Annotated in this window: 18 protein-coding genes; 6 read left to right on the forward strand and 12 right to left on the reverse strand. The window is 75.3% G+C overall.

Annotated elements, in window-relative coordinates; translation table 11 throughout:
* Window positions 1-146 precede the first annotated feature (146 nt).
* Window positions 147-914 carry a hypothetical protein gene (locus ACI79L_RS19990; protein WP_456938463.1) on the forward strand — a complete coding sequence of 256 codons (768 nt, stop codon included), beginning with the start codon at window positions 147-149 and terminating at the stop codon, window positions 912-914.
* 41 nt (window positions 915-955) lie between these two features.
* Here the strand turns inward: ACI79L_RS19990 and ACI79L_RS19995 are convergent, their stop codons facing one another.
* The 3 genes from ACI79L_RS19995 to ACI79L_RS20005 are packed head-to-tail and all read right to left on the reverse strand — an operon-like array spanning window position 956 to window position 4,418.
* Entirely contained in the window at window positions 956-1,855 is a 900-nt protein-coding gene (locus ACI79L_RS19995) for a transglutaminase family protein (protein ID WP_456938464.1), read from the reverse strand.
* Window positions 1,852-2,802: an alpha-E domain-containing protein gene (locus ACI79L_RS20000; RefSeq protein ID WP_456938465.1), complete on the reverse strand. Its 951-nt coding sequence runs from the start codon at window positions 2,800-2,802 to the stop codon at window positions 1,852-1,854. The genes ACI79L_RS19995 and ACI79L_RS20000 overlap by 4 nt, the downstream gene beginning before the upstream one ends.
* Complete coding sequence (locus ACI79L_RS20005; RefSeq protein WP_456938466.1) at window positions 2,796-4,418, reverse strand: circularly permuted type 2 ATP-grasp protein; 1,623 nt, start codon at window positions 4,416-4,418, stop codon at window positions 2,796-2,798. Before ACI79L_RS20005 ends, ACI79L_RS20000 begins: the two co-directional genes overlap by 7 nt.
* A 167-nt stretch (window positions 4,419-4,585) precedes the next feature.
* Between ACI79L_RS20005 and ACI79L_RS20010 the strand changes: the two genes are divergently transcribed.
* From ACI79L_RS20010 to ACI79L_RS20025, 4 genes are all read left to right on the forward strand, one after another.
* Complete coding sequence (locus tag ACI79L_RS20010; protein ID WP_456938467.1) at window positions 4,586-5,572, forward strand: pirin family protein; 987 nt, start codon at window positions 4,586-4,588, stop codon at window positions 5,570-5,572.
* A 90-nt stretch (window positions 5,573-5,662) separates the two neighbouring features.
* The gene (locus tag ACI79L_RS20015) at window positions 5,663-6,574 is read left to right on the forward strand and encodes a DUF5996 family protein (protein WP_456938468.1); all 912 of its coding nucleotides are present in this window, start codon (window positions 5,663-5,665) and stop codon (window positions 6,572-6,574) included.
* A 62-nt stretch (window positions 6,575-6,636) separates the two neighbouring features.
* Window positions 6,637-7,608 (forward strand): pirin family protein, encoded by a 972-nt coding sequence (locus ACI79L_RS20020; protein ID WP_456938469.1) that lies wholly within the window; start codon window positions 6,637-6,639, stop codon window positions 7,606-7,608.
* Complete coding sequence (locus ACI79L_RS20025) at window positions 7,605-8,033, forward strand: PPOX class F420-dependent oxidoreductase (RefSeq protein ID WP_456938470.1); 429 nt, start codon at window positions 7,605-7,607, stop codon at window positions 8,031-8,033. The genes ACI79L_RS20020 and ACI79L_RS20025 overlap by 4 nt, the downstream gene beginning before the upstream one ends.
* A gap of 32 nt (window positions 8,034-8,065) precedes the next feature.
* Here ACI79L_RS20025 and ACI79L_RS20030 read toward each other — a convergent pair whose 3' ends face one another.
* Window positions 8,066-10,135 carry a TPM domain-containing protein gene (locus tag ACI79L_RS20030; RefSeq protein ID WP_456938471.1) on the reverse strand — a complete coding sequence of 690 codons (2,070 nt, stop codon included), beginning with the start codon at window positions 10,133-10,135 and terminating at the stop codon, window positions 8,066-8,068.
* A gap of 110 nt (window positions 10,136-10,245) precedes the next feature.
* Here ACI79L_RS20030 and ACI79L_RS20035 point away from each other — a divergent pair, with 110 nt between their 5' ends.
* Window positions 10,246-10,605, forward strand: coding sequence for a Rieske (2Fe-2S) protein (locus ACI79L_RS20035; protein ID WP_456938472.1), 360 nt, complete (start codon window positions 10,246-10,248; stop codon window positions 10,603-10,605).
* 4 nt (window positions 10,606-10,609) lie between these two features.
* On the opposite strand, the gene ACI79L_RS20040 is transcribed toward ACI79L_RS20035, so the two are convergent.
* From ACI79L_RS20040 to ACI79L_RS20075, 8 genes are all read right to left on the reverse strand, one after another.
* Window positions 10,610-11,749 carry an ABC transporter ATP-binding protein gene (locus ACI79L_RS20040; RefSeq protein ID WP_456938473.1) on the reverse strand — a complete coding sequence of 380 codons (1,140 nt, stop codon included), beginning with the start codon at window positions 11,747-11,749 and terminating at the stop codon, window positions 10,610-10,612.
* Window positions 11,746-12,825 carry an ABC transporter ATP-binding protein gene (locus tag ACI79L_RS20045; protein ID WP_456938474.1) on the reverse strand — a complete coding sequence of 360 codons (1,080 nt, stop codon included), beginning with the start codon at window positions 12,823-12,825 and terminating at the stop codon, window positions 11,746-11,748. The genes ACI79L_RS20040 and ACI79L_RS20045 overlap by 4 nt, the downstream gene beginning before the upstream one ends.
* Entirely contained in the window at window positions 12,822-13,763 is a 942-nt protein-coding gene (locus tag ACI79L_RS20050) for an ABC transporter permease (protein WP_456928347.1), read from the reverse strand. Before ACI79L_RS20050 ends, ACI79L_RS20045 begins: the two co-directional genes overlap by 4 nt.
* 16 nt (window positions 13,764-13,779) lie before the next feature.
* Window positions 13,780-14,784, reverse strand: coding sequence for an ABC transporter permease (locus ACI79L_RS20055; RefSeq protein ID WP_456938475.1), 1,005 nt, complete (start codon window positions 14,782-14,784; stop codon window positions 13,780-13,782).
* An 87-nt stretch (window positions 14,785-14,871) separates the two neighbouring features.
* The gene (locus tag ACI79L_RS20060) at window positions 14,872-16,578 is read right to left on the reverse strand and encodes an ABC transporter substrate-binding protein (RefSeq protein ID WP_456938476.1); all 1,707 of its coding nucleotides are present in this window, start codon (window positions 16,576-16,578) and stop codon (window positions 14,872-14,874) included.
* 192 nt (window positions 16,579-16,770) lie between these two features.
* Complete coding sequence (recR, locus tag ACI79L_RS20065; RefSeq protein WP_456938477.1) at window positions 16,771-17,370, reverse strand: recombination mediator RecR; 600 nt, start codon at window positions 17,368-17,370, stop codon at window positions 16,771-16,773.
* Window positions 17,371-17,406: 36 nt separating this feature from the next.
* Window positions 17,407-17,748 carry a YbaB/EbfC family nucleoid-associated protein gene (locus ACI79L_RS20070; protein ID WP_456928344.1) on the reverse strand — a complete coding sequence of 114 codons (342 nt, stop codon included), beginning with the start codon at window positions 17,746-17,748 and terminating at the stop codon, window positions 17,407-17,409.
* A 59-nt stretch (window positions 17,749-17,807) separates the two neighbouring features.
* Entirely contained in the window at window positions 17,808-18,410 is a 603-nt protein-coding gene (locus tag ACI79L_RS20075; RefSeq protein ID WP_456938478.1) for a hypothetical protein, read from the reverse strand.
* Window positions 18,411-18,696: the final 286 nt, after the last annotated feature.

Here is an 18,696-nt window from a genome sequence, read left to right on the forward strand (position 1 = left end):
CCCCCAGTATCCCCGGCTGCCCGCACGCCCCGGCCGCCTGGGGGCGGTCCGCTAGTGGACCCCAAGGCACCCGCAAGTGACGTCCGGAGAGTCATCGGCAGCACACCCCGGGTGTCCGGGGCGGACGAGCGGAGGACGACATGAGCATGACGGCAGCGGCCCACGACGCGGCGTTCCCGGGCCCGGCGCCGGCGGCACCGCGCCTGCGGGCGGTCCCGCCGCTGGCCGAGTCCGCCCCGGAGACGACGGCGCTGTGGTGGTCCCGGCTGCTGCGCCGCGGCCCCGGCCCCCTCGAGTACTCGCTGGTGGCGGTCAACTCCGACCGCTTCCCCGACGGCACCCCCGTCGACATGACCGCCGTCGACGCCCGCGGACGCCGCCCCGCCGGCTGGCAGGTCGACGTCCGGCACCGCGCCTCCGACGGCCGGGTGGTGCGCATCGACGTCGCCGAGCAGCTGTCCGGGACCTGCCCGCCGATGTGGTTCGCCGAGGTGACCCACGCGACCAGCGCGGTCCCGGCCGCCTCGCTGCTGGCCTTCCGCGGCAACGCCTTCCGGCCCGGCGCGGTCGTCCGCCCGCACGAGGTCGCCGCCGCCGGGGTGCGGATGACCGACCGGATCGCCGAGGTCCGCTGGTGGATCCGCTCCGGCCTGGTCGACGACGTCACCGTGGAGCCGGTGTACCGCGGCCGCGGCGTGGCCCGCACCCTGGTCACCGCCGCCGAGGGGCTGCGCTTCCTGCGCGGCTGGGCGCCGCTGCGCTCCGACGGCCGGCTCACCGACGCCGGCGCCGCGTGGCTGCAGTCGGCCCCGCCGGCGTGGCGGCCGCGGCTGGCCGACCGCAGCGAGGTGCTCCCCGACGCCGACGCCGCGGAGGAGCTCACCGGCGTCGCCCGGCTGCTCCGGGGCTTCTAGGCGAGGCGCTCCCGGGCGAGGGGCTCCCGGGCGAGGGGCTCCTAGGCCAGGCGGGTGACCTCCACGGTCACCGTGTGCCCCTCGCTGCGCGGGCCGGAGAAGATGCCGGTGAACGGCGGGACGTCGCCGTAGTCGCGGCCGCGGCCCAGGGTCACGTGCCGCGGCCCGATCGGGACCCCGTTGGTGGGGTCGGAGGCGCACCAGCCGCCGTCCCACCACTCCACCCAGGCGTGGCTCTCGCCGGTCACCGTCTCGCCGATGCCGGCCGAGGGGCGGGGGTGCAGGTAGCCGGAGACGTAGCGGGCGGGCAGGCCGAGCTCGCGCAGCAGGCCCACGGTGACGTGCGAGATGTCCTGGCAGACGCCCCTGCCCGCCGTCCACGCCTGCATCGCCGTCGTCCGCACCGACGTCGAGCCGGACAGGTACTCCATGTGCTCGCGGACGAACCGGCACACCGCGGGCCCGGCCAGGTGCGGCGGGGCGTCGCCGACGGCGGCCCGGGCGGCGCGCACCACGGTCGGGTCCATCGCGGTGCGGGGCGTGGGGGCCAGCAGCTCGCCGAAGCGGTCGCGGACCAGCCGGCCGCGGAGGGCGGACCAGCCCACGTGGTCGTGGTCGACGGCGTCGGGCCCGGCCTCCACGATCGAGGTGCCGGTGACCACCAGCTCCCGGTGCGGGGTGTGCAGGTCGAAGGCGGTGACCGTCGAGCCCCAGTAGTCGCGGTAGGCGAACGCGGTCGCGGCCGGCTCGATCTCGACCCGCGAGCGCAGCGTCGTCTGCCGGCCGCTGTTCTCCGGCGTCAGCCGGGCCTCGTTGTAGGAGGAGCGCACCGGCCCGCCGTAGCGGAACCGGGTGGTGTGCACGACCTGCAGCCGCCAGCGGTCGCCGGCCGGGCGCGGCCCCCGGCCCGGGACCTGCACCTGGACCTGCGCCTGGCTCACGCGACCCCCTCCGGCACCCACACCTGCGGCGCCTGCTCGGTGAAGAACCGGCCGGTGACCGCCGCGCTGGCCAGCGAGCAGGTGCGCTGCAGCTCGTCGAGCCGCTGCGGCAGCCGGTCCAGCACCTCGGGCGGCGGCATGAACTCGAGCACCGTGCGCGCCCGGCCGACGATCCGGTGGGCCTCGCCGGCCACGCCGATGCGGGTGGCGTCGCGGACGGTGGAGCGCTCCAGCTCGGCCAGGCACGCCTCGGCCTGCTCCAGCGCGGCGAACACCGACCGCGGGAACAGCCGGTCCAGCAGCAGGAACTCCGCGGCGCGGCTGGAGTCGACGACGCCGCGGTAGGTGCGCAGGTAGGGCTCGTAGGCGCCGGTGGAGCGCAGCACCAGCGTCCACGACGGCGCGGCGTCCCCGGCCAGCACGCGGGTGGACAGCAGCCGCGCGGTCATGTCCACGCGCTCCAGCGAGCGGCCGAGGACGAGGAACAGCCAGGACTCGTCGCGGCTCATCGTGGAGTCGGCCAGGCCGAACACCATGGCCGAGCGCTCGCGGACGAACCGGAACAGCGAGTGCGGCCCGTACCGGCGGGCCATCGTGCGCTGCTGCGGCAGCGCGTTGTGCGTGACGTTGAGCGACTCCCAGATCTCGGCCGAGAGCACCTCGCGGGCGCCGCGGGCGTTCTCCCGCGCCGCCGACAGCGCCCCGACGATCGAGCTCGGGCTGTCCCGCTCGAAGGCCAGGGTCGCCAGCACCCGCTCGGTGTCGGCCTGGTCCTCGGGCACGCCCGCGCCCATGAGGCCGAGCAGGTTCGCGCAGGCCCGCCGCTCGTCGATCCACGGGTCCTCGACCAGCCGCTGGGTGTGCACGTCGAGGATCCGGGCGGTGTCGTCGGCGCGCTCGACGTACCGGCCGATCCAGAACAGCGACTCCGCGATCCGGCTCAGCACTCCACGCCCTCCTGGACGGCAGAAATGGCCATTTCTGCCGCTTGCTGCTGCTGTTGCTGGGACTGGCCGGCGACCGCGTCCTCGAACGGTCCGGGGTCCTGGCCGGGCGGGTCGCCGGGCAGGTCGGCGGCGGTGAACTCGATCCGGGTGCGCGCCGGCGGCTCGTCGGCCTCGGGCGCCGGCCGGGGCGGGCTGAACACCCAGGTGTCCTTCGAGCCGCCGCCCTGGCTGGAGTTGACCACCAGCTCGCCCTCGGGCAGCGCCACGCGGGTCAGCCCGCCGGGCAGCACCCACACCCTCTCCCCGTCGTTGACGGCGAACGGCCGCAGGTCGACGTGCCGCGGGGCGATCCGGCCGCCCACCAGCGTCGGCGACGTCGACAGCCCGATCGGCCGCTGCGCGATCCAGTCGCGGGGCCGGGCCCGGACCTTGACCGCCAGCTCGGCGAGCGTCGCCTCGTCGGCGCGCGGGCCGATCACGATGCCCTTGCCGCCCGAGCCGTCGACCGGCTTGAGCACCAGCTGGTCGAGGGAGTCGAGCACCCAGCGCACGGTGTCCTCGTCGTCGAGCCGGTGGGTCTCGGCGTTGTCCAGGACCGGCTCCTCGGCGAGGTAGTAGCGGACGAGGTCGGGCACCCAGGTGTAGAGCAGCTTGTCGTCGGCGACGCCGTTGCCGACGGCGTTGGCGATGGTCACCCGGCCGGCGCGGGCGGCGTTGAGGACGCCGGCGCAGCCGATCACCGAGTCGGGGCGGAAGTGCACCGGGTCGAGGAAGTCGTCGTCGATGCGCCGGTAGATGACGTCGACGCGGCGCTGGCCGTCGGTGGTCCGCATGCTCACCTGGTTGCCGGCGCACACCAGGTCGCGGCCCTCGACCAGCTCCACGCCCATCTGCCGGGCCAGCAGCGCGTGCTCGAAGTAGGCGGAGTTGTAGACGCCGGGGGTGAGCAGGACGACGGTCGGGTCGCTGACGTTGGGCGGCGCGGAGGCCTTGAGCGCCTCGAGCAGGCGGGTCGGGTAGCCGGCGACCGGCTCGATGCGGTGGTCGGCGAACAGCTCGGGCAGCACCTGGCTCATCGCCGCGCGGTTCGTGATGACGTAGCTGACCCCGGACGGCGAGCGCAGGTTGTCCTCGAGCACCCGGAAGTCGCCGGCCTCGTCGCGCACCAGGTCGATCCCGGCCACGTGCACCCGCACGCCGTTGGGCGGCACCAGCCCGTGCGCCTGCCGGTGGAAGTGCGCACTCGTGGTGACCACGCTGCGGGGCACGACGCCGTCGGCGAACACCTCGCCCGCGCCGTAGACGTCGGCGAGGAAGGCCTCCAGCGCCTGCACCCGCTGGGCGACGCCGCGCTCGATCACCGCCCACTCGTCGGCGCCGATCACCCGCGGCACGATGTCCAGCGGGAACGGCTGCTCCTCGCCGGCGTGGGCGAAGGTGACCCCGGCGTCGCGGTAGGTCTGCGACAGCAGGTCCGCCCGCGCGGCGAGCTCCTCGCCGGCCATCGGCTGCAGCGAGGCGAACAGCCCGGCGTAGGCCGGCCGGGGCTGGGCCGGTCCGCCGAACATCTCGTCCCACTGCTCCCCGAGGGGATACCCGTCGAAGAGGTCCGCCATGGGCCGGAACCTAGTTCGGGCGTGTGTCGCGCGCGTTTCCGGACGGCGACGACGCGCCGGGCGGGTGTGCCCGGACCCCGTCACCACCCGGCGCCGGTCGGGAACAACCCGGGCCCGCCCGGTGCTACGGTCGCCACTGGTTGAGAGCTCAACTGAGGAGGCCGGCCATGCCCGCCGTCACCGTCGAGGACACCACCACCCTGCCCCGCGTCCCGGTCCCCGTGCCGGGCACCGTGCGGCGCCGCACCCGCTCGGTGACCACCGCGCCGTCGGGCTTCGAGGGCGAGGGGTTCCCGGTCCGCCGCGCCTTCGCCGGGGTGGACCTGCGCGACCTCGACCCGTTCCTGCACATGGACCAGATGGGCGAGGTCGAGTACGCCCCCGGTGAGCCCCGGGGCACCTCCTGGCACCCGCACCGCGGCTTCGAGACCGTCACCTACATCATCGACGGCACGTTCGAGCACGCCGACTCGCACGGCGGCGGCGGCACGATCAGCAACGGCGACACGCAGTGGATGACCGCCGGCGGCGGCGTGCTGCACATCGAGCGGCCGCCGGAGCACCTGGTGGTCAGCGGCGGGCTGTTCCACGGCCTGCAGCTGTGGGTGAACCTGCCGCGGGCGCAGAAGTGGGTGCAGCCCCGCTACCAGGACCTGCGCGCCGACCGGTCGGTGCTGCTGGCCAGCCCCGACGCCGGCGCGTTCCTGCGGGTCATCGCCGGCGACGTCGCCGGGCACCGCGGGCCGGGCTCCACCTACACGCCGATGGCGATGGTGCACGCCACCGTCTCCCCCGGCGCGACGCTGGACTTGCCGTGGGACCCCTCGTTCAACGCGCTGGTGTACGTGCTCTCCGGCGCGGGCTCGGTCGGCATCGACGGGGCGCCGGTGCGCACCGGGCAGCTCGCCGTCCTCGGCCCCGGGGACACCGTGACGGTGCGCGGCGCCGAGCGGCAGGAGTCGCGGACGCCGGCGCTCGACGTCGTCGTCCTCGGGGGCCGGCCGATCCGCGAGCCGATCGCCATGTACGGGCCGTTCGTCATGAACACCCGGCAGGAGCTGCTCGACGCGTTCGCCGACCACCGGGCCGGCCGGCTCGGCAGCATCCCGGCCACCTACGCGCACGGCTCCGTGCGCGGCGAGACCGGGCAGTGAGCACCGGGCGGTGAGCACGGCCCCGGTGGCGGCTTCCGCGCCGCGGCCGGGGCCTGCATGCTGGCCGCGACCGCCGATCGAGGAGCCCCCGTGTCCGTCTTCCCGCCGATCCCGCTGGCCGAGTGGGCCGACACCAAGGACACCCTCCACCGGTTCCTGCAGGTCGTGGGCAAGCTGCGGCTGGCCAACGCCCCGCGGCGCAACCACTGGTGGCACGTCCCCTTCCACCTCACCGGCCGCGGCCTGACCACCCGGCCGATGGGCTTCGACCCGGTCTTCGCCGTCGACCTCGACCTGGTCGACCACCGGCTGGAGGTGGCCGTGGCCGACGGGCGGCGGACGTCCTTCCCGCTGCCCGGGCTGAGCGTGGCGGCGTTCTACCGGCGGCTGCTCGGCAGCCTGTCGGCGCTCGGCCTGCCCGCGACCGTCGAGCTGCCCGTCCCGTTCGACCTGGCCGACGGCACACCGTTCGCCGAGGACGAGCACCACGCCGCCTACGACCGCGCCGCGGTGACCCGCTACTGGGTGGTGCTCGGCCAGGTGGCCCAGGTGCTCGAGGAGTTCGCCGGCCGCAGCTACGCCAAGACCAGCCCGGTGCACCACTTCTGGCACACCCTCGACCTGGCCGTCACCCGCTTCTCCGACCGGCGGGTGGAGCAGCCGGCGGCGGTCGACCCGGTCACCCGCGAGGCGTACTCGCACGAGGTGATCAGCGCCGGCTTCTGGTTCGGCGACGACCAGGTCCCGGAGCCGGCGTTCTACACCTACACCGCGCCCGAGCCCGCGGGCCTGGCCGAGGAGCCGCTGCGGCCGGCGGCGGCGCGGTGGGTCGACAGCCGCGGCGCGCACCTGGCGCTGCTGCCCTACGAGGACGTGCGGACGGCGGCCGACCCGCGCGCCACCGTCCTGGACTTCCTGGAGAGCGCCTACGCCGCCGGCGCCCGCCGCGCCGGCTGGGACCTGGCCGCGCTGCGCTGCCCGACCGCGCCCGAACCGCGCTGACCCTGCCCGCCGTCCCCTGCCTGCTGTCCCCCGCCCACCGTCCGCCGTCCGGAGGTCCGCCCATGAGCAACACCGAGCCCCGTCCCAGCGCGCGGGAGGTCGGCGGCCTGGCCGACACCCCCGCCGGGCCGGCCCTCGACCTGCTGCCCGCCAAGGAGGTGCCGCTGGGCGCGAACACCGTCGTCCGGCGGCTGCTGCCGACGCTGGGCCGCCGGATGGTCGGCGCCTGGGCGTTCGTCGACCACTACGGCCCCGACGACGTCGCGGCGACCTCCGGCATGCAGGTGACGCCGCACCCGCACACCGGCCTGCAGACGGTGTCCTGGCTGCTCCAGGGCGAGGTGCACCACCGGGACTCGCTCGGCAGCGACGTCACGTTCGGCCCCGGCCAGCTCGCGCTCATGACCGCCGGGCACGGCATCGCGCACTCCGAGCAGTCGCCGGTGCCGCACCCGCGGTTCCTGCACGGCGCCCAGCTGTGGGTGGCGCTGCCCGACGCCGCCCGCGACACCGCGCCGGCGTTCCAGCACCACGCGACGCTGCCCGGGTTCACCTCCGACGGGCTGACCGCGACGGTGCTCATGGGCGGCTTCGGCGGCGCGGTGTCGCCGGGCACCGCGTACACCCCGATCGTCGGCGTCGACCTGGACCTGGCCGCGGGGGGCGACGTCGAGGTGCCGCTGGAGCCGGACTTCGAGCACGCGCTGCTCGGCGCCTCGGGCGGGGCCGACGTCGAGGGCGCGCCGCTGGCGCACGGGGCGATGGTCTACCTCGGCACCGGCCGGCGGTCGGTGCGGATCCGGACGGAGGCGGCGACGAGGCTGCTGCTGCTCGGCGGCGAGCCGTTCGAGGAGCGGCTGGTCATGTGGTGGAACTTCGTCGGCCGGTCCGGCGAGGAGATCACCGAGTACGCCGAGCGGTGGAACGACGGCGACCCGCGGTTCGGCGTCGTCGCAGGGTTCGACGAGGACCAGCGGCAGCTCGCCCCGCCGCTGCCGCCCGTGCCGCTCAAGGCCCGGGGGCGGGTCCGGTGACCGTGCACGACCGGCACCTGGCGTTCGTGGCGGAGCACCAGATGGGCGTGCTCGCCACGGTCAAGCGCGACGGGCGGCCCCAGGTGTCCAACGTCGGCTACGCCTACGACCCGGAGCGGCGGCTGTTCCGGATCTCGGTGACCGACGACCGGGCCAAGACCCGCAACCTCCGGGCCGACCCGCGGGTCACCCTGCACGTGACCTCCCGGGACTTCTGGTCCTGGGTGGCCGTCGAGGGCACCGCGGAGCTCACCCCGGTCGCCGCCGACCCGCACGACGCCACCGTGGAGGAGCTGGTCGCCTACTACCGCGGCGTCTCCGAGGAGCACCAGGACTGGGACGACTACCGCCGGGCGATGGTGACCGAGCGGCGCCTGGTCGTCCGGTTCACCCCCGAGCACACCTACGGCCAGCTGCCCGGCTGACCCGGCCCGGCTCAGGCGGCGGGCGGCTCGTGTCAGAAGCGGCCGCCGCCGCTGCGGCCGCGGCTGCGCGAGCCGCCGAAGCTGCCGCCGCGCGGCCGCCCGCCCCCGGCGCCCCCGCCGAACCCGCCACCGAGGCCCCCGCCTCCGTGGCCGCGGCCGTGCCCGCCGCCAAAGCCGCCGGCCAGGATGCCGCCGAGCACGAGGCTGCCGAGGTCCACGCCGCCGCGGCCGCCGCCGTAGCCGTACCCGGGCGCGTAGCCCGGCCCGTGGCCGCCGCCGTACCCCCCGCCGTAGCCCCCGCCGTAGCCCGAGGACCAGCCGGCGACGTCGGACTGCGCCAGCTGCAGCGCCGACTGCGCGAGCTGGTCGGCCAGCTGCGCCTCCCGCAGCGCGCCCTCGGGGTCGGTGCGCCCGGTGCCGACGGCGGCGTCGAGGTGGCGCTGCGCCTCGGCCAGCCGCGTGCGGGCCTCGGGGCCGACCGCGCCGCGCCGGGTGGCGACGAAGTCCGCCGCGGCGGCCACCGTCGAGCGGGCCCGCAGCAGCGTCTGGTCCAGCGCCGCGGCCGCCCGGCGGGCCCGGGTCTGCGCGTCGCGGGCGACGGCGAGCGCCTGCTCCAGCGCGACGTCGGCCTCCTCCAGCCGGCGCAGCGCGGTGAGCGGGTCGGGCAGCGCGCCGTCCGCGGAGCCCATGGCCTCCTCAGCGGCGGCGAGCCCCGCCTCGGCGCGGGCCACCTGCGGCCGCAGCCCGCCGGCGTCCCCCGCGGCCACCAGGGCGCGGGCCTCGGCGAGGTCCTCCTCGGTCTCGGCGCGGACGGCGGGCAGCCGGGCGGCGGCCTCCTCGAGGTCGCGCTCGAGCCGGGCGACGGCGTCGAGCAGCGTGCCGACCTGGGCCACCGCGTCCTCGGCCGCCCGCAGGTCGCCCACCGCCTCGCCGGAGCGGCCGGCGTCGAGCGCGGCGCGGGCCTCGGCGACCTCCTGCTCAGCGGCGGCCAGCCGCGCCCGGGCCTGGTCGAGGTTGTCGGCCACCGGCGCCAGCGCGGAGGCCGCGTACCGCCGCTGCAGCCAGGTCATCCGCTGCTCGTCCTGCGGCAGCCGGCCGTGCAGCGCGGTGATCCGCGGGCCCAGCGCCTCCAGCGCCTGCGGGGCGGTGCGCTCGAGGTCGCGCAGCTGGTCGAAGGCCTGCGCCTGCTCGTCGAGCCGGGCGTCGGCGGCCGCGGTGAGCTGCAGGATCTCGCCCAGCACCCGCCGTCGCGTCGGCTCGTCCATGCCTCCGTCCCGCCCGCCCACCTCGTCGTCCAACTGCTGGCGGAGCGTGAAGGCGCGGGTGAGCTCCTGCCGCGACTGCCCCAGCGCCTCGGTGAACCCGGCGACGGCGGCCTCGCCGTACTGCAGCCGGGCGAAGTCCAGGTCCAGCTGCGAGGTCTTCACCGCCTCGTCGAGGTCGAGCAGCGCGGCGCTGGCCCGGCCCTGCAGCTCCTCGGTGGGCACGCCGGCGTTCGGGTCGGGCCGCTCGATCCGCGTCGTCGTCGGCTGCGCGCCCTGCCGGCGGCGCCGCGACCGCGCCACCAGCCAGGCGCCCCCGCCGACGACGGCGACCCCACCGACGACCGCGGCGGTGAGGGCCCCCGAGCCGCCGTCCGAGCCGGTCCCGGAGCCCGCCGCGTCGCCGACGCCCTCGGCGAAGGCCACCCCGGCGCCGGCCCAGTCGTCGGCGCCGAGCTCGGGCTCGACGTCCCGCGCCAGGAAGTCCTCGATCTCCGCGTTGCTCTGCGGGAACGCGTCGTCGACCCAGTAGCCGTAGCGCCGGTCGTCCACGGCGACGGCGAACAGCACGTCGGTCGACCCGAGCCCCGACGCCTCCGCGGTGGCCTGCGCCCACGCCCCCTGGTCGACGCCGTCGAAGCTGGCCACGTAGACGACGAACGCCTGCGTGCCGTCCTCGGCCTGCCGCTCGTCGACCGCCTGCTGCACCTGCGCGAGGCCCCCGGAGCCGAGCACACCGGCGCGGTCGGTCACCTCGTCGGGAACGTCGAAGGGCGGCTCGGCCAGCGCCGGGCTCCCGCCGGCGACCAGGACCGCGGTCGTGACTGCGAGGAAACCCATCAGCCGGCGCACGGTCCCGACCCTAGGTGGGTGATCGCTCCCCGGCCGGATAGGACGGGCGCGACCGGGTAGGGGGCGGTCGACCCAGCCCCGGCCCGAGGAGGACCCCCGTGAGCGAGACCGACCGCATCCCCGCCGACCGGCTGCCCCCGGGGACGGTGGGCCGGGCCGGGAAGTGGGCCGTGGCCAACCGCGACGGCGAGTACTTCGCCGTGTCCCGCCGCTGCCGCCACCAGCTCGCCGACCTCTCCGAGGGCTCCCTCGACGAGAACGGCTGCCTGGTCTGCCCGTGGCACCAGGCCCGCTACGACGTCCGCACCGGCGACATGGTCGAGGGCCCGCGCGGCTTCCTCGGCTACCACGGGCCCACGCCGGGCTACACCCAGTTCGTCCGCGGCTACGCGAGAGTGCTGCGGCTGCGGGTGAAGCGGGCGCTGCGCCGCGGCGACGACGTCGTCGTGGAGGACTGAGGCGCTAGAGCCGCTCGATCGGCGAGTCGAGACCCTGCACGAGGGCGTCGCTCTCCGGGCTCTCCGCGCCGGTCGGGCGGACGCTGACGCCCTGGGTGGCGGCGACCTCCTCCGGCGAGCGCGGCGCGAGCAGGCCGTCGCGAATCTCCTCCGCCCAGTGGCAGCCCACCAGGTGCCCCGTGCCGAGCTCGCGGAGGACGGGCACCTCGTCGTCGCACCGGGTCTCCTGCCGCCACGGACAGCGGGTGTGGAAGCGGCAGCCGCTCGGCGGGTTGGCCGGCGACGGCAGGTCCCCGGCCAGCAGGATCCGCTCACGGCTCTCCTCGACCACCGGGTCGGGCACCGGGACGGCGCTCATGAGCGCCCGCGTGTACGGGTGCAGCGGCTCGGAGTAGAGGACGTCGGAAGGGGCCTGCTCGACCAGCGCGCCCAGGTACATGACGCCGACGACGTCGCTGATGTGCCGGACCACCGCGAGGTCGTGCGCGATGACGAGGTAGGTCAGGCCCAGCCGCTCCTGCAGCTCCTCGAGCAGGTTGACGACCTGCGCCTGGACGCTGACGTCGAGCGCGGAGACCGGCTCGTCGGCGATGAGCAGGTCCGGCTCGAGGGCGATCGCGCGGGCGATGCCGATGCGCTGGCGCTGCCCTCCGGAGAACTCGTGCGGATAGCGGCGCAGCGCGGCCGACGGCAGGCCCACCGCGTCGAGCAGCGTCCGGATCCGCTCGGCGATGCCCTGCCGGCCGCCGCCCAGTCCGTGGGCGGCGAGCGGCTCGGACAGCAGCGACTCGACGTTCTGCCGGGGGTCGAGGCTGCCCAGCGGGTCCTGGAAGACCATCTGCATGCGCCGGCGCATAGTCCGCAGGGGCTCCCCCGACAGGGAGCTGACGTCGGTCCCGTCGAAGACCACCCGCCCGCCGGTGGGCTCGACCAGGCGCAGGACGGCGCGCCCGAGCGTGGACTTGCCGCAGCCGGACTCCCCCACCAGCCCGTACGTGGTACCGCGCCCGATGCTCAGGTCGACGCCGTCCACTGCGCGGACGTGCCCCACGGTGCGGTCGACGAGCACCCCCCGCTTGATCGGGAAGTGCACCTGCAGGCCCTCCACCCGCAGCAGCGGGTCGGCGGACGGCACGGCGGTCATCGGGCGGCTCCGGACGCGGTGGCCCCGGCCGGGGCCACGGGGTACTCGAGGGGGTGCCGGCAGCGCAGCTCGCGGCCGGGTCCGTCGTACTCCAGCGGCACCGTGCTGCCCGCGACCTCGGTGAGGCAGTCGTCCTGGGCGTTGTCGCACCGCGGTGCGAACGCGCAGCCCTCGGCCCAGGGGATGGCGTCCCGCGCGGAGCCGCGGATGGGGTGCAGCGGCGTGCCGCGGGCGCCGTCCAGCCGCGGGACGGAGGCCAGCAGGCCCCCCGTGTAGGGCTGGCGGGGCCGGGCGAACAGCTCGTGCCGGTCGGCCGACTCGATGATCCGGCCGGCGTACATGACGTGCACCCGGTCGCAGAGCCCCGCGACGACGCCGAGGTCGTGGGTGATCATCACCAGCGCCGTCCCCGAGTCGACGACGAGCTCGCGCAGCAGCTCGAGGATCTGCGCCTGGATCGTCACGTCGAGCGCGGTCGTGGGCTCGTCGGCGATGAGCAGCCGGGGCGCGCAGGCCAGCGCCATCGCGATCAGCGCCCGCTGCCGCATGCCGCCGGAGAGCTGGTGCGGGTACTCCTTGAGCCGGCGCCGGGGATCGGGGATGCCGACGCGGTCGAGCAGGCGGGTGGCCTCGTCGACGGCGTCCTTCTTCGACAGCTCACGGTGCTGGAGGAGGACCTCGGTCACCTGGGTCCCGATGGGCACCGTCGGGTTCAGGGAGGACAGCGGGTCCTGGAACACCATGGCCATGTCCGCGCCGCGCCGGTCCCGCAGCTCCCGCTCGGGGGCGCCGACCAGCTCCGCGCCGTCGAGCCGGACCGACCCGCCGACCTCCACGCCGCGGCGCGGCAGCAGGCCCATGACCGCGAGGGACGTCACCGACTTGCCGCAGCCGGACTCGCCGACCAGCCCGATCGTCTCGCCCGGCGCCACGCTGAAGCTGACGCCGTCGACGGCCCGCGTCGGCTGCTCGCCGCGCCGCGTGAACGTGACGGTGAGGTCCTCGACCTCGAGCACGGGCAGACCGGTGCGGTCGACGGACCTGGGCGGCAGCTCCTCGATGGTCAGCGGGCTCACCTCCGGAACTTCGGGTCGAGCGCCTCGCGCAGCGACTCGCCGAGCAGGGTGAAGCCGAGCGCGACGACGATGATGCACACGGCCGGGTAGATCGCCAGCTCCGGCCGGACGGACAGGAAGTCCTGCGCGTTGGACAGCATGGCCCCCCACTCCGGCCGGGCCAGGTCGGGGTCGCCCAGGCCGAGGAAGGACAGGGCCGCGGCCTCGATGATCGCGGTCGCCAGCGACAGCGTCGTCTGGACGATCACCGGCGACAGCGAGTTGGGCAGGACGTGGCCGAACACGATCCGGCCGCGCCGGATGCCCAGGGCCTGGGCGGCGAGGACGTAGTCGCTGTTCCGCTGGCTCAGCATCGACCCGCGCAGCAGCCGGGCGAAGACCGGGACCTGGGTCACCGCGATCGCGATCATCAGCGACCACTGGTTCTGCCCCAGGAGCACCGAGATGCTGATCGCCATCAGCAGGCTCGGGATGGACAGGACGATGTCGACGAACCGCATGATGACGGTGTCGACCCAGCCGCCGAACGCGCCGGCGAGGACGCCGAGGGACATGCCGACGACGACGCCGAGCAGCGTCGACACCACCCCGATGAGCAGCGACTGGCGGGAGCCGACGATCAGCCGCGACAGCAGGTCGCGGCCGAGTTCGTCGACGCCGAGGGGGAAGCCCGCCTGGGCGCCCGGGATGTAGCCGGGACGGATCTCCGACAGGAGCGTCTGCGCCAGCGGGTCCCGCGGGGCCAGCAGCGGTGCGAACGCCGCGACCAGCAGGAACACCACGACGATGACCGCGCCGAGGATCGCCACCGGGTTGCGCCGCAGCCGGCGGAACGCGCTGCGGGTGAGCGAGACGCCGCCCTCGCCCTCGGGCACCTGGCCGGCCCGGGCGGCCAGCTCGTCGATCCGCCGCCGGCGGACGTCCCCCACCGCGGTCATCGGCCCTCTCCCTGGTTCACGAGACCCTGACCCGGGGGTCGAGCAGCCCGTAGGAGATGTCGACCAGCAGGTTCACCAGCACGTACATGATGGCCAGCATGAGGACGAAGCCCTGCAGCAGCGCGTAGTCCCGCTGGAAGATCGCGTCGTAGATGGCCGACCCCACCCCGCCGAACGCGAACACGGTCTCGGTGAGCACCGCCCCCGACAGCAGCAGGCCGGTCTGCAGGCCGATCGTCGTCGACACGGGCAGGAGCGCGTTGCGCAGGACGTGCCGGCGGCGGACGGTCGCCGTCGCCAGGCCCTTCGCGTTCGCCGTCCGCACGTAGTCCTCGTTCACCACGTCCAGGACCGAGGCCCGGGTGATCCGCACGATGATGGCCAGCGGGATCGTGCCGAGCGCGATCCCGGGCAGGATCAGGTGCTCGAAGGCGTCCCAGGCGGCGTCCCACTCGCGGGTGAGCAACCCGTCGAGCACGTAGAAGTTGGTGACCCGGGTGGCGTCGATGCGCACCTCCTGGCGTCCGGAGCCGGGCAGCCAGCCCAGCTCGACGGCGAACAGCAGGCGCAGCAGGTAGGCGAGGAAGAAGACCGGGATGGCGACCCCGAGGAGCGAGCCGACGACCGACGTCGAGTCCAGCCAGCTGCCGTGCCGGCGGGCGGCCAGGTACCCCAGCGGGATGCCGACGCCGATCGCGAACACCATCGCGAACACGGTCAGCTCGATGGTCCCGGGCATCCGCTCGAGGAACTCCTCGGTGACCGGGCGCCCGGTGCGCGCGGAGTTGCCGAAGTCCAGCTGCACGGCGCGGCCGAGGAAGCGCAGGTACTGCACGTAGAGCGGCTGGTCGAGCCCGAACAGCTCGTTGTAGCGGGCGATCGCCTCGGGGGTGGCGCGCTCACCGAGGGCGGCCTGGGCCGGCCCTCCGGGCAGCGCCCGCAGCCAGGCGAAGAGCAGGACCGACAGCCCCAGCAGGATCGGGATCAGCTGCAGGAGCCGCCGGACGACGAAGCGGAGCACGCGCTCGGGTCACCTCTCCGGGGCAGTGACGGCGCCGGCCGCGCCGGGGACAGGATCCACCTGCCCCGGCGCGGCCGGCACTTCGGGTCAGTCGCTGAGCGACACCGTCGAGAAGACCTCGGCGGTCAGCGGGCTCGGCTCCAGGCCCTGCACGTTCTCGGCGACCACGAGGGCCGGCGGGGAGTGCGAGATCGGGACACCCGGCAGGTAGTCCATGATCAGCCGGTTGGCCTCCTGGTAGAGCTCGGTGCGGCGGCTCTCGTCGGGCTCCTGGTCGGCCTGGGCCAGCGCCTGGAAGATCTCCGGCGCGCTGAAGGCCCCGAACTCCGCCGACGCCTGGTTGTTCGACTGCTCGGCGAAGAACGTGCCGATGAAGTTGTAGGCGTCGTTGTAGTCACCGGTCCAGCCGAGCAGGTGGACGTCCGCCTGGCCGGCCTGCACCGCGTTGAGGTAGTCCGGGTTCCACGGCAGCGCCGTCGGCTCGACCGTGAAGCCGGCGTCGATCAGGTTCTGGTTGATGACCTGGAACAGCGCGGCCGGGTCCGGGAGGTAGGGCCGGCTGACGTCGGTCGGGTAGTAGAACCGCAGCGTGGTGCCGAGCTGGCCGGCCTCGGTGAGCAGCTGCCGGGCGCGGTCGGGGTCGTAGTCGTAGGTGGTGACGTCCTCGGTCCAGCCGTCGACCGTCGGCGGCATGAACTCGACCGCCTGCTCCGCCCCCTCGGGGAGCAGCGAGTTGACGATCGTCTCGCGGTCGATGGCGTGGGCGATGGCCTGGCGCACCCGGATGTCCTGCAGGGCGGGGTTGGCGCCGCTGTCGGGCACGTTCCCGCCGTTGATCCCCAGGTAGAGGATGTTGAACGGGTCGCGCACGAGAACCTGGAAGCCCTCGTCCTCGAGGGACTGGTAGTCGGCCGGCGCGACGAAGTCGTAGCCGTCGATGGAGCCGGCCTGCAGCTCCTGCCGGCGGGTGTTCCCGTCCGGGATCGTCCGGAAGATGATCTCGTCCAGCAGGGCCGCGTCGCCCCAGTAGTCCTCGTTCCGGACGATGGTCACCTCGCCGTTGCCGCGGTCCCAGCTCTCGAACCGGAACGGGCCGGTGCCGACCGGGTGCGCGAGGGCGTACTCGGAGTAGGTGAGCGCGTCCTCGCTGCCGGAGAGGTTGTCGGCGTCGTACTGCTGCAGGGCCGTGGGGCTCTGGATGGAGAACGCCGGGAGGGCGAGCGCGGAGGGGAACTTCGAGGTGACCTGGGTCAACCGGATGACCGCGGTGTTCTCGTCGGTCGCCTCGCAGCTCTCGTAGATGCTCGGGGTGTCCGGCGTGCTGGCGAAGCCGCCGAAGACCGCCTGGTAGTAGTACGAGGCGCTGGGGCTCTGCGCCAGGCCCTCGAAGTTGTACCAGCGGTCGAAGTTGAAGCAGACCGCCTCGGCGTTGAAGTCCGTGTCGTCGTGGAACTTCACGCCCTGGCGCAGGTTGAACGTGTACTCGAGGCCGTCCTCGCTGACCTCCCAGTCCTCGGCGAGCTCGGGCACCGGGTCGGTGCCGCCGAGCTCGTTGCCCAGGAGGCCCTCGAAGATCTGCCGGGAGACGCGGAAGGTCTCGCCGTCACTGCCGAAGGCCGGGTCGAGCATGGCCGGGTCGCCGGCCGCCCCGAAGACGAGGGTGCCGCCGGACTGGGCCTCGCCGCCCTCCCCGCCGGATCCGGAGTCCCGGTCACTGGAGGCACAGGCGGCCAGGGTCACTGCGGTGAGCACGGCCGCCGAGGCGGCCAGCGCACGCTGTGGTCGACGCTGCATCGCGGAAGACCTGCCTTCTCGACCCCGCGGGGCCGGATGAGTTCGACGCTGGGCGGCCGTGCGGTGGAAGAACCGCACGGACGTGCGTCGGACCCTAGGTCTCCCGGGGAGCGCTTCCCGAGCCGTCGGCCCCCATCGACACCATCCTGTGACCTGGCCGGACGGCGCCTGTGACCGTCGGGGGCGCAGGTGCTAGGCGTCGATGCGGCGGCGGCCCTCGAACGCGCGGCCCAGGGTGATCTCGTCGGCGTACTCGAGGTCGCCCCCGACCGGGAGCCCGCTGGCCAGGCGCGAGACGGTGAGGCCCAGCGGGCCGACCAGCCGGGCCAGGTAGGCGGCGGTGGCCTCGCCCTCGAGGTTGGGGTCGGTGGCGATGATCAGTTCGGTGACGCTGCCGTCCATGAGCCGGGTCATGAGCTCCTTGACCCGCAGGTCGTCGGGGCCGACGCCCTCGATCGGGCTGATCGCGCCGCCGAGGACGTGGTAGCGGCCGCGGAACTCGCGCGTGCGCTCGATGGCGACGACGTCCTTGGGCTCCTCGACGACGCAGATGACGTCGTCGGAGCGGCGCGGGTCCTTGCAGATCCGGCACTGCTCGCCCTCGGCCACGTTGTAGCAGGTCACGCAGAAGCGGACCTCGGCCTGCACGCGCTGCAGCGCGGCGACCAGCCGGCCGACGTCGGCGGACTCGGCGGCCAGCAGGTGGAAGGCGATGCGCTGCGCGCTCTTGGGCCCGACGCCGGGCAGGCGGCCGAGCTCGTCGATGAGGTCCTGGACGGCCCCCTCGTACACGGTGCTCCTAGGGGAAGAGTGGTGCGGACGGGCCGGTCAGGCGCCGGGCAGCCCGGGGAAGCCGCCGCCGAGACCGCCGGCCAGCGGGCCCATGCGGTCGGCGGTGAGCTCGCTCGCCAGGCGCGAGGCGTCGCGGACGGCGGCGACGACGAGGTCCTGCAGGGTCTCCACGTCGTCGGGGTCGACGGCCGACGGCGCGATGGTGACCGACCGCAGCTCGCCGTCGCCGCTCATCGTGGCCGTGACCAGGCCGCCGCCGGCCGACCCGGTGACCTCCTCGTTCGCCAGCTGTTCCTGCGCGGCGGCCAGCGCCTGCTGCATCTGCTGGGCCTGCTGCAGGATCGCCGACAGGTCGGGCTGGCCACCACCGGGGAACATGACCCGAGGGTAGGCCGCCGGTCCGACATCCGGGGGGACGAGGGCCGGGACCGGCGGGGTCAGCCCTCCAGCGGCTGGGCGCCCAGCTGGGCGCGCAGCAGCGCGAGCGCGGCCTGCTCCGGGTCGACGGAGGGCACGCGGTCGGCGGCGGGGTCGTCGCCCTCGGCCGCCCGCTGCGCCATGAGCTCGCGCGCCTCGGCCGCCTCCGCCGCCCGGGCTGCCTCGCGCGCGGCCTCCGGGGACGGGCCGGCCGGGCCGGAGCCGCGGGTCGCGCCCTCGACGACCGCCTCGACCTTCCAGCGCACGCCGAGCAGCTCGTTGAGCGCCTCGCGCAGCACGTCCTTGTTGAGGTCGTCGCCGATCCGGCGGGCCAGCGCCGGCGACGACGTCGACAGCGTGAGCACGCCGTTGCGCAGCTCGTGCACCTGCGCGTTCTTGAGCAGCGCCTCGGTGGTGCGCTTGTGCCGCTTGACGACGGCGAGCAGCTCGGGCCACACCCGGCGGACGTCGCCGGTGCCCAGCCCGCCCTCGCCGGCGTCCCCGGCTGCCTGGTCGGCGGGCGGGTTCGCGGACACCACCGGGGTCGGCTCCCCGCCGCGCGGGGCGGGCGCGGACTCGGCGGCGGCCCGCGGCGGCGCCGCCGGCGGGCGCGGCTCCGCCATTCGGGCCGCCGCGGCGCGCGCGGCGGCGGGCTGGGCCGGGTGCGGCCAGTCCTCGTCGTCGGTCGGCTCGGGCGGCAGCGGGATGTCGGGCTCGCCGGTGGCGACCCGCGCGCCGGACCGGGGACCGGCCGGGGCGGGCGCCGGGCGGGACGGCGCCGAGCCGGGCGGCGTGGTCTCGGGCCAGTCGTCGGCGTCCGCCGCCGCGGGGGGTGCCGCGGCGGCGGCCGGAGGGGGGGCCGGGGCGCCGGCGCCCGGCGCCGCGGTCTAGGGCCAGTCGTCGTCGGCG

The sequence above is a fragment of the Geodermatophilus sp. SYSU D00684 genome (assembly GCF_054050455.1).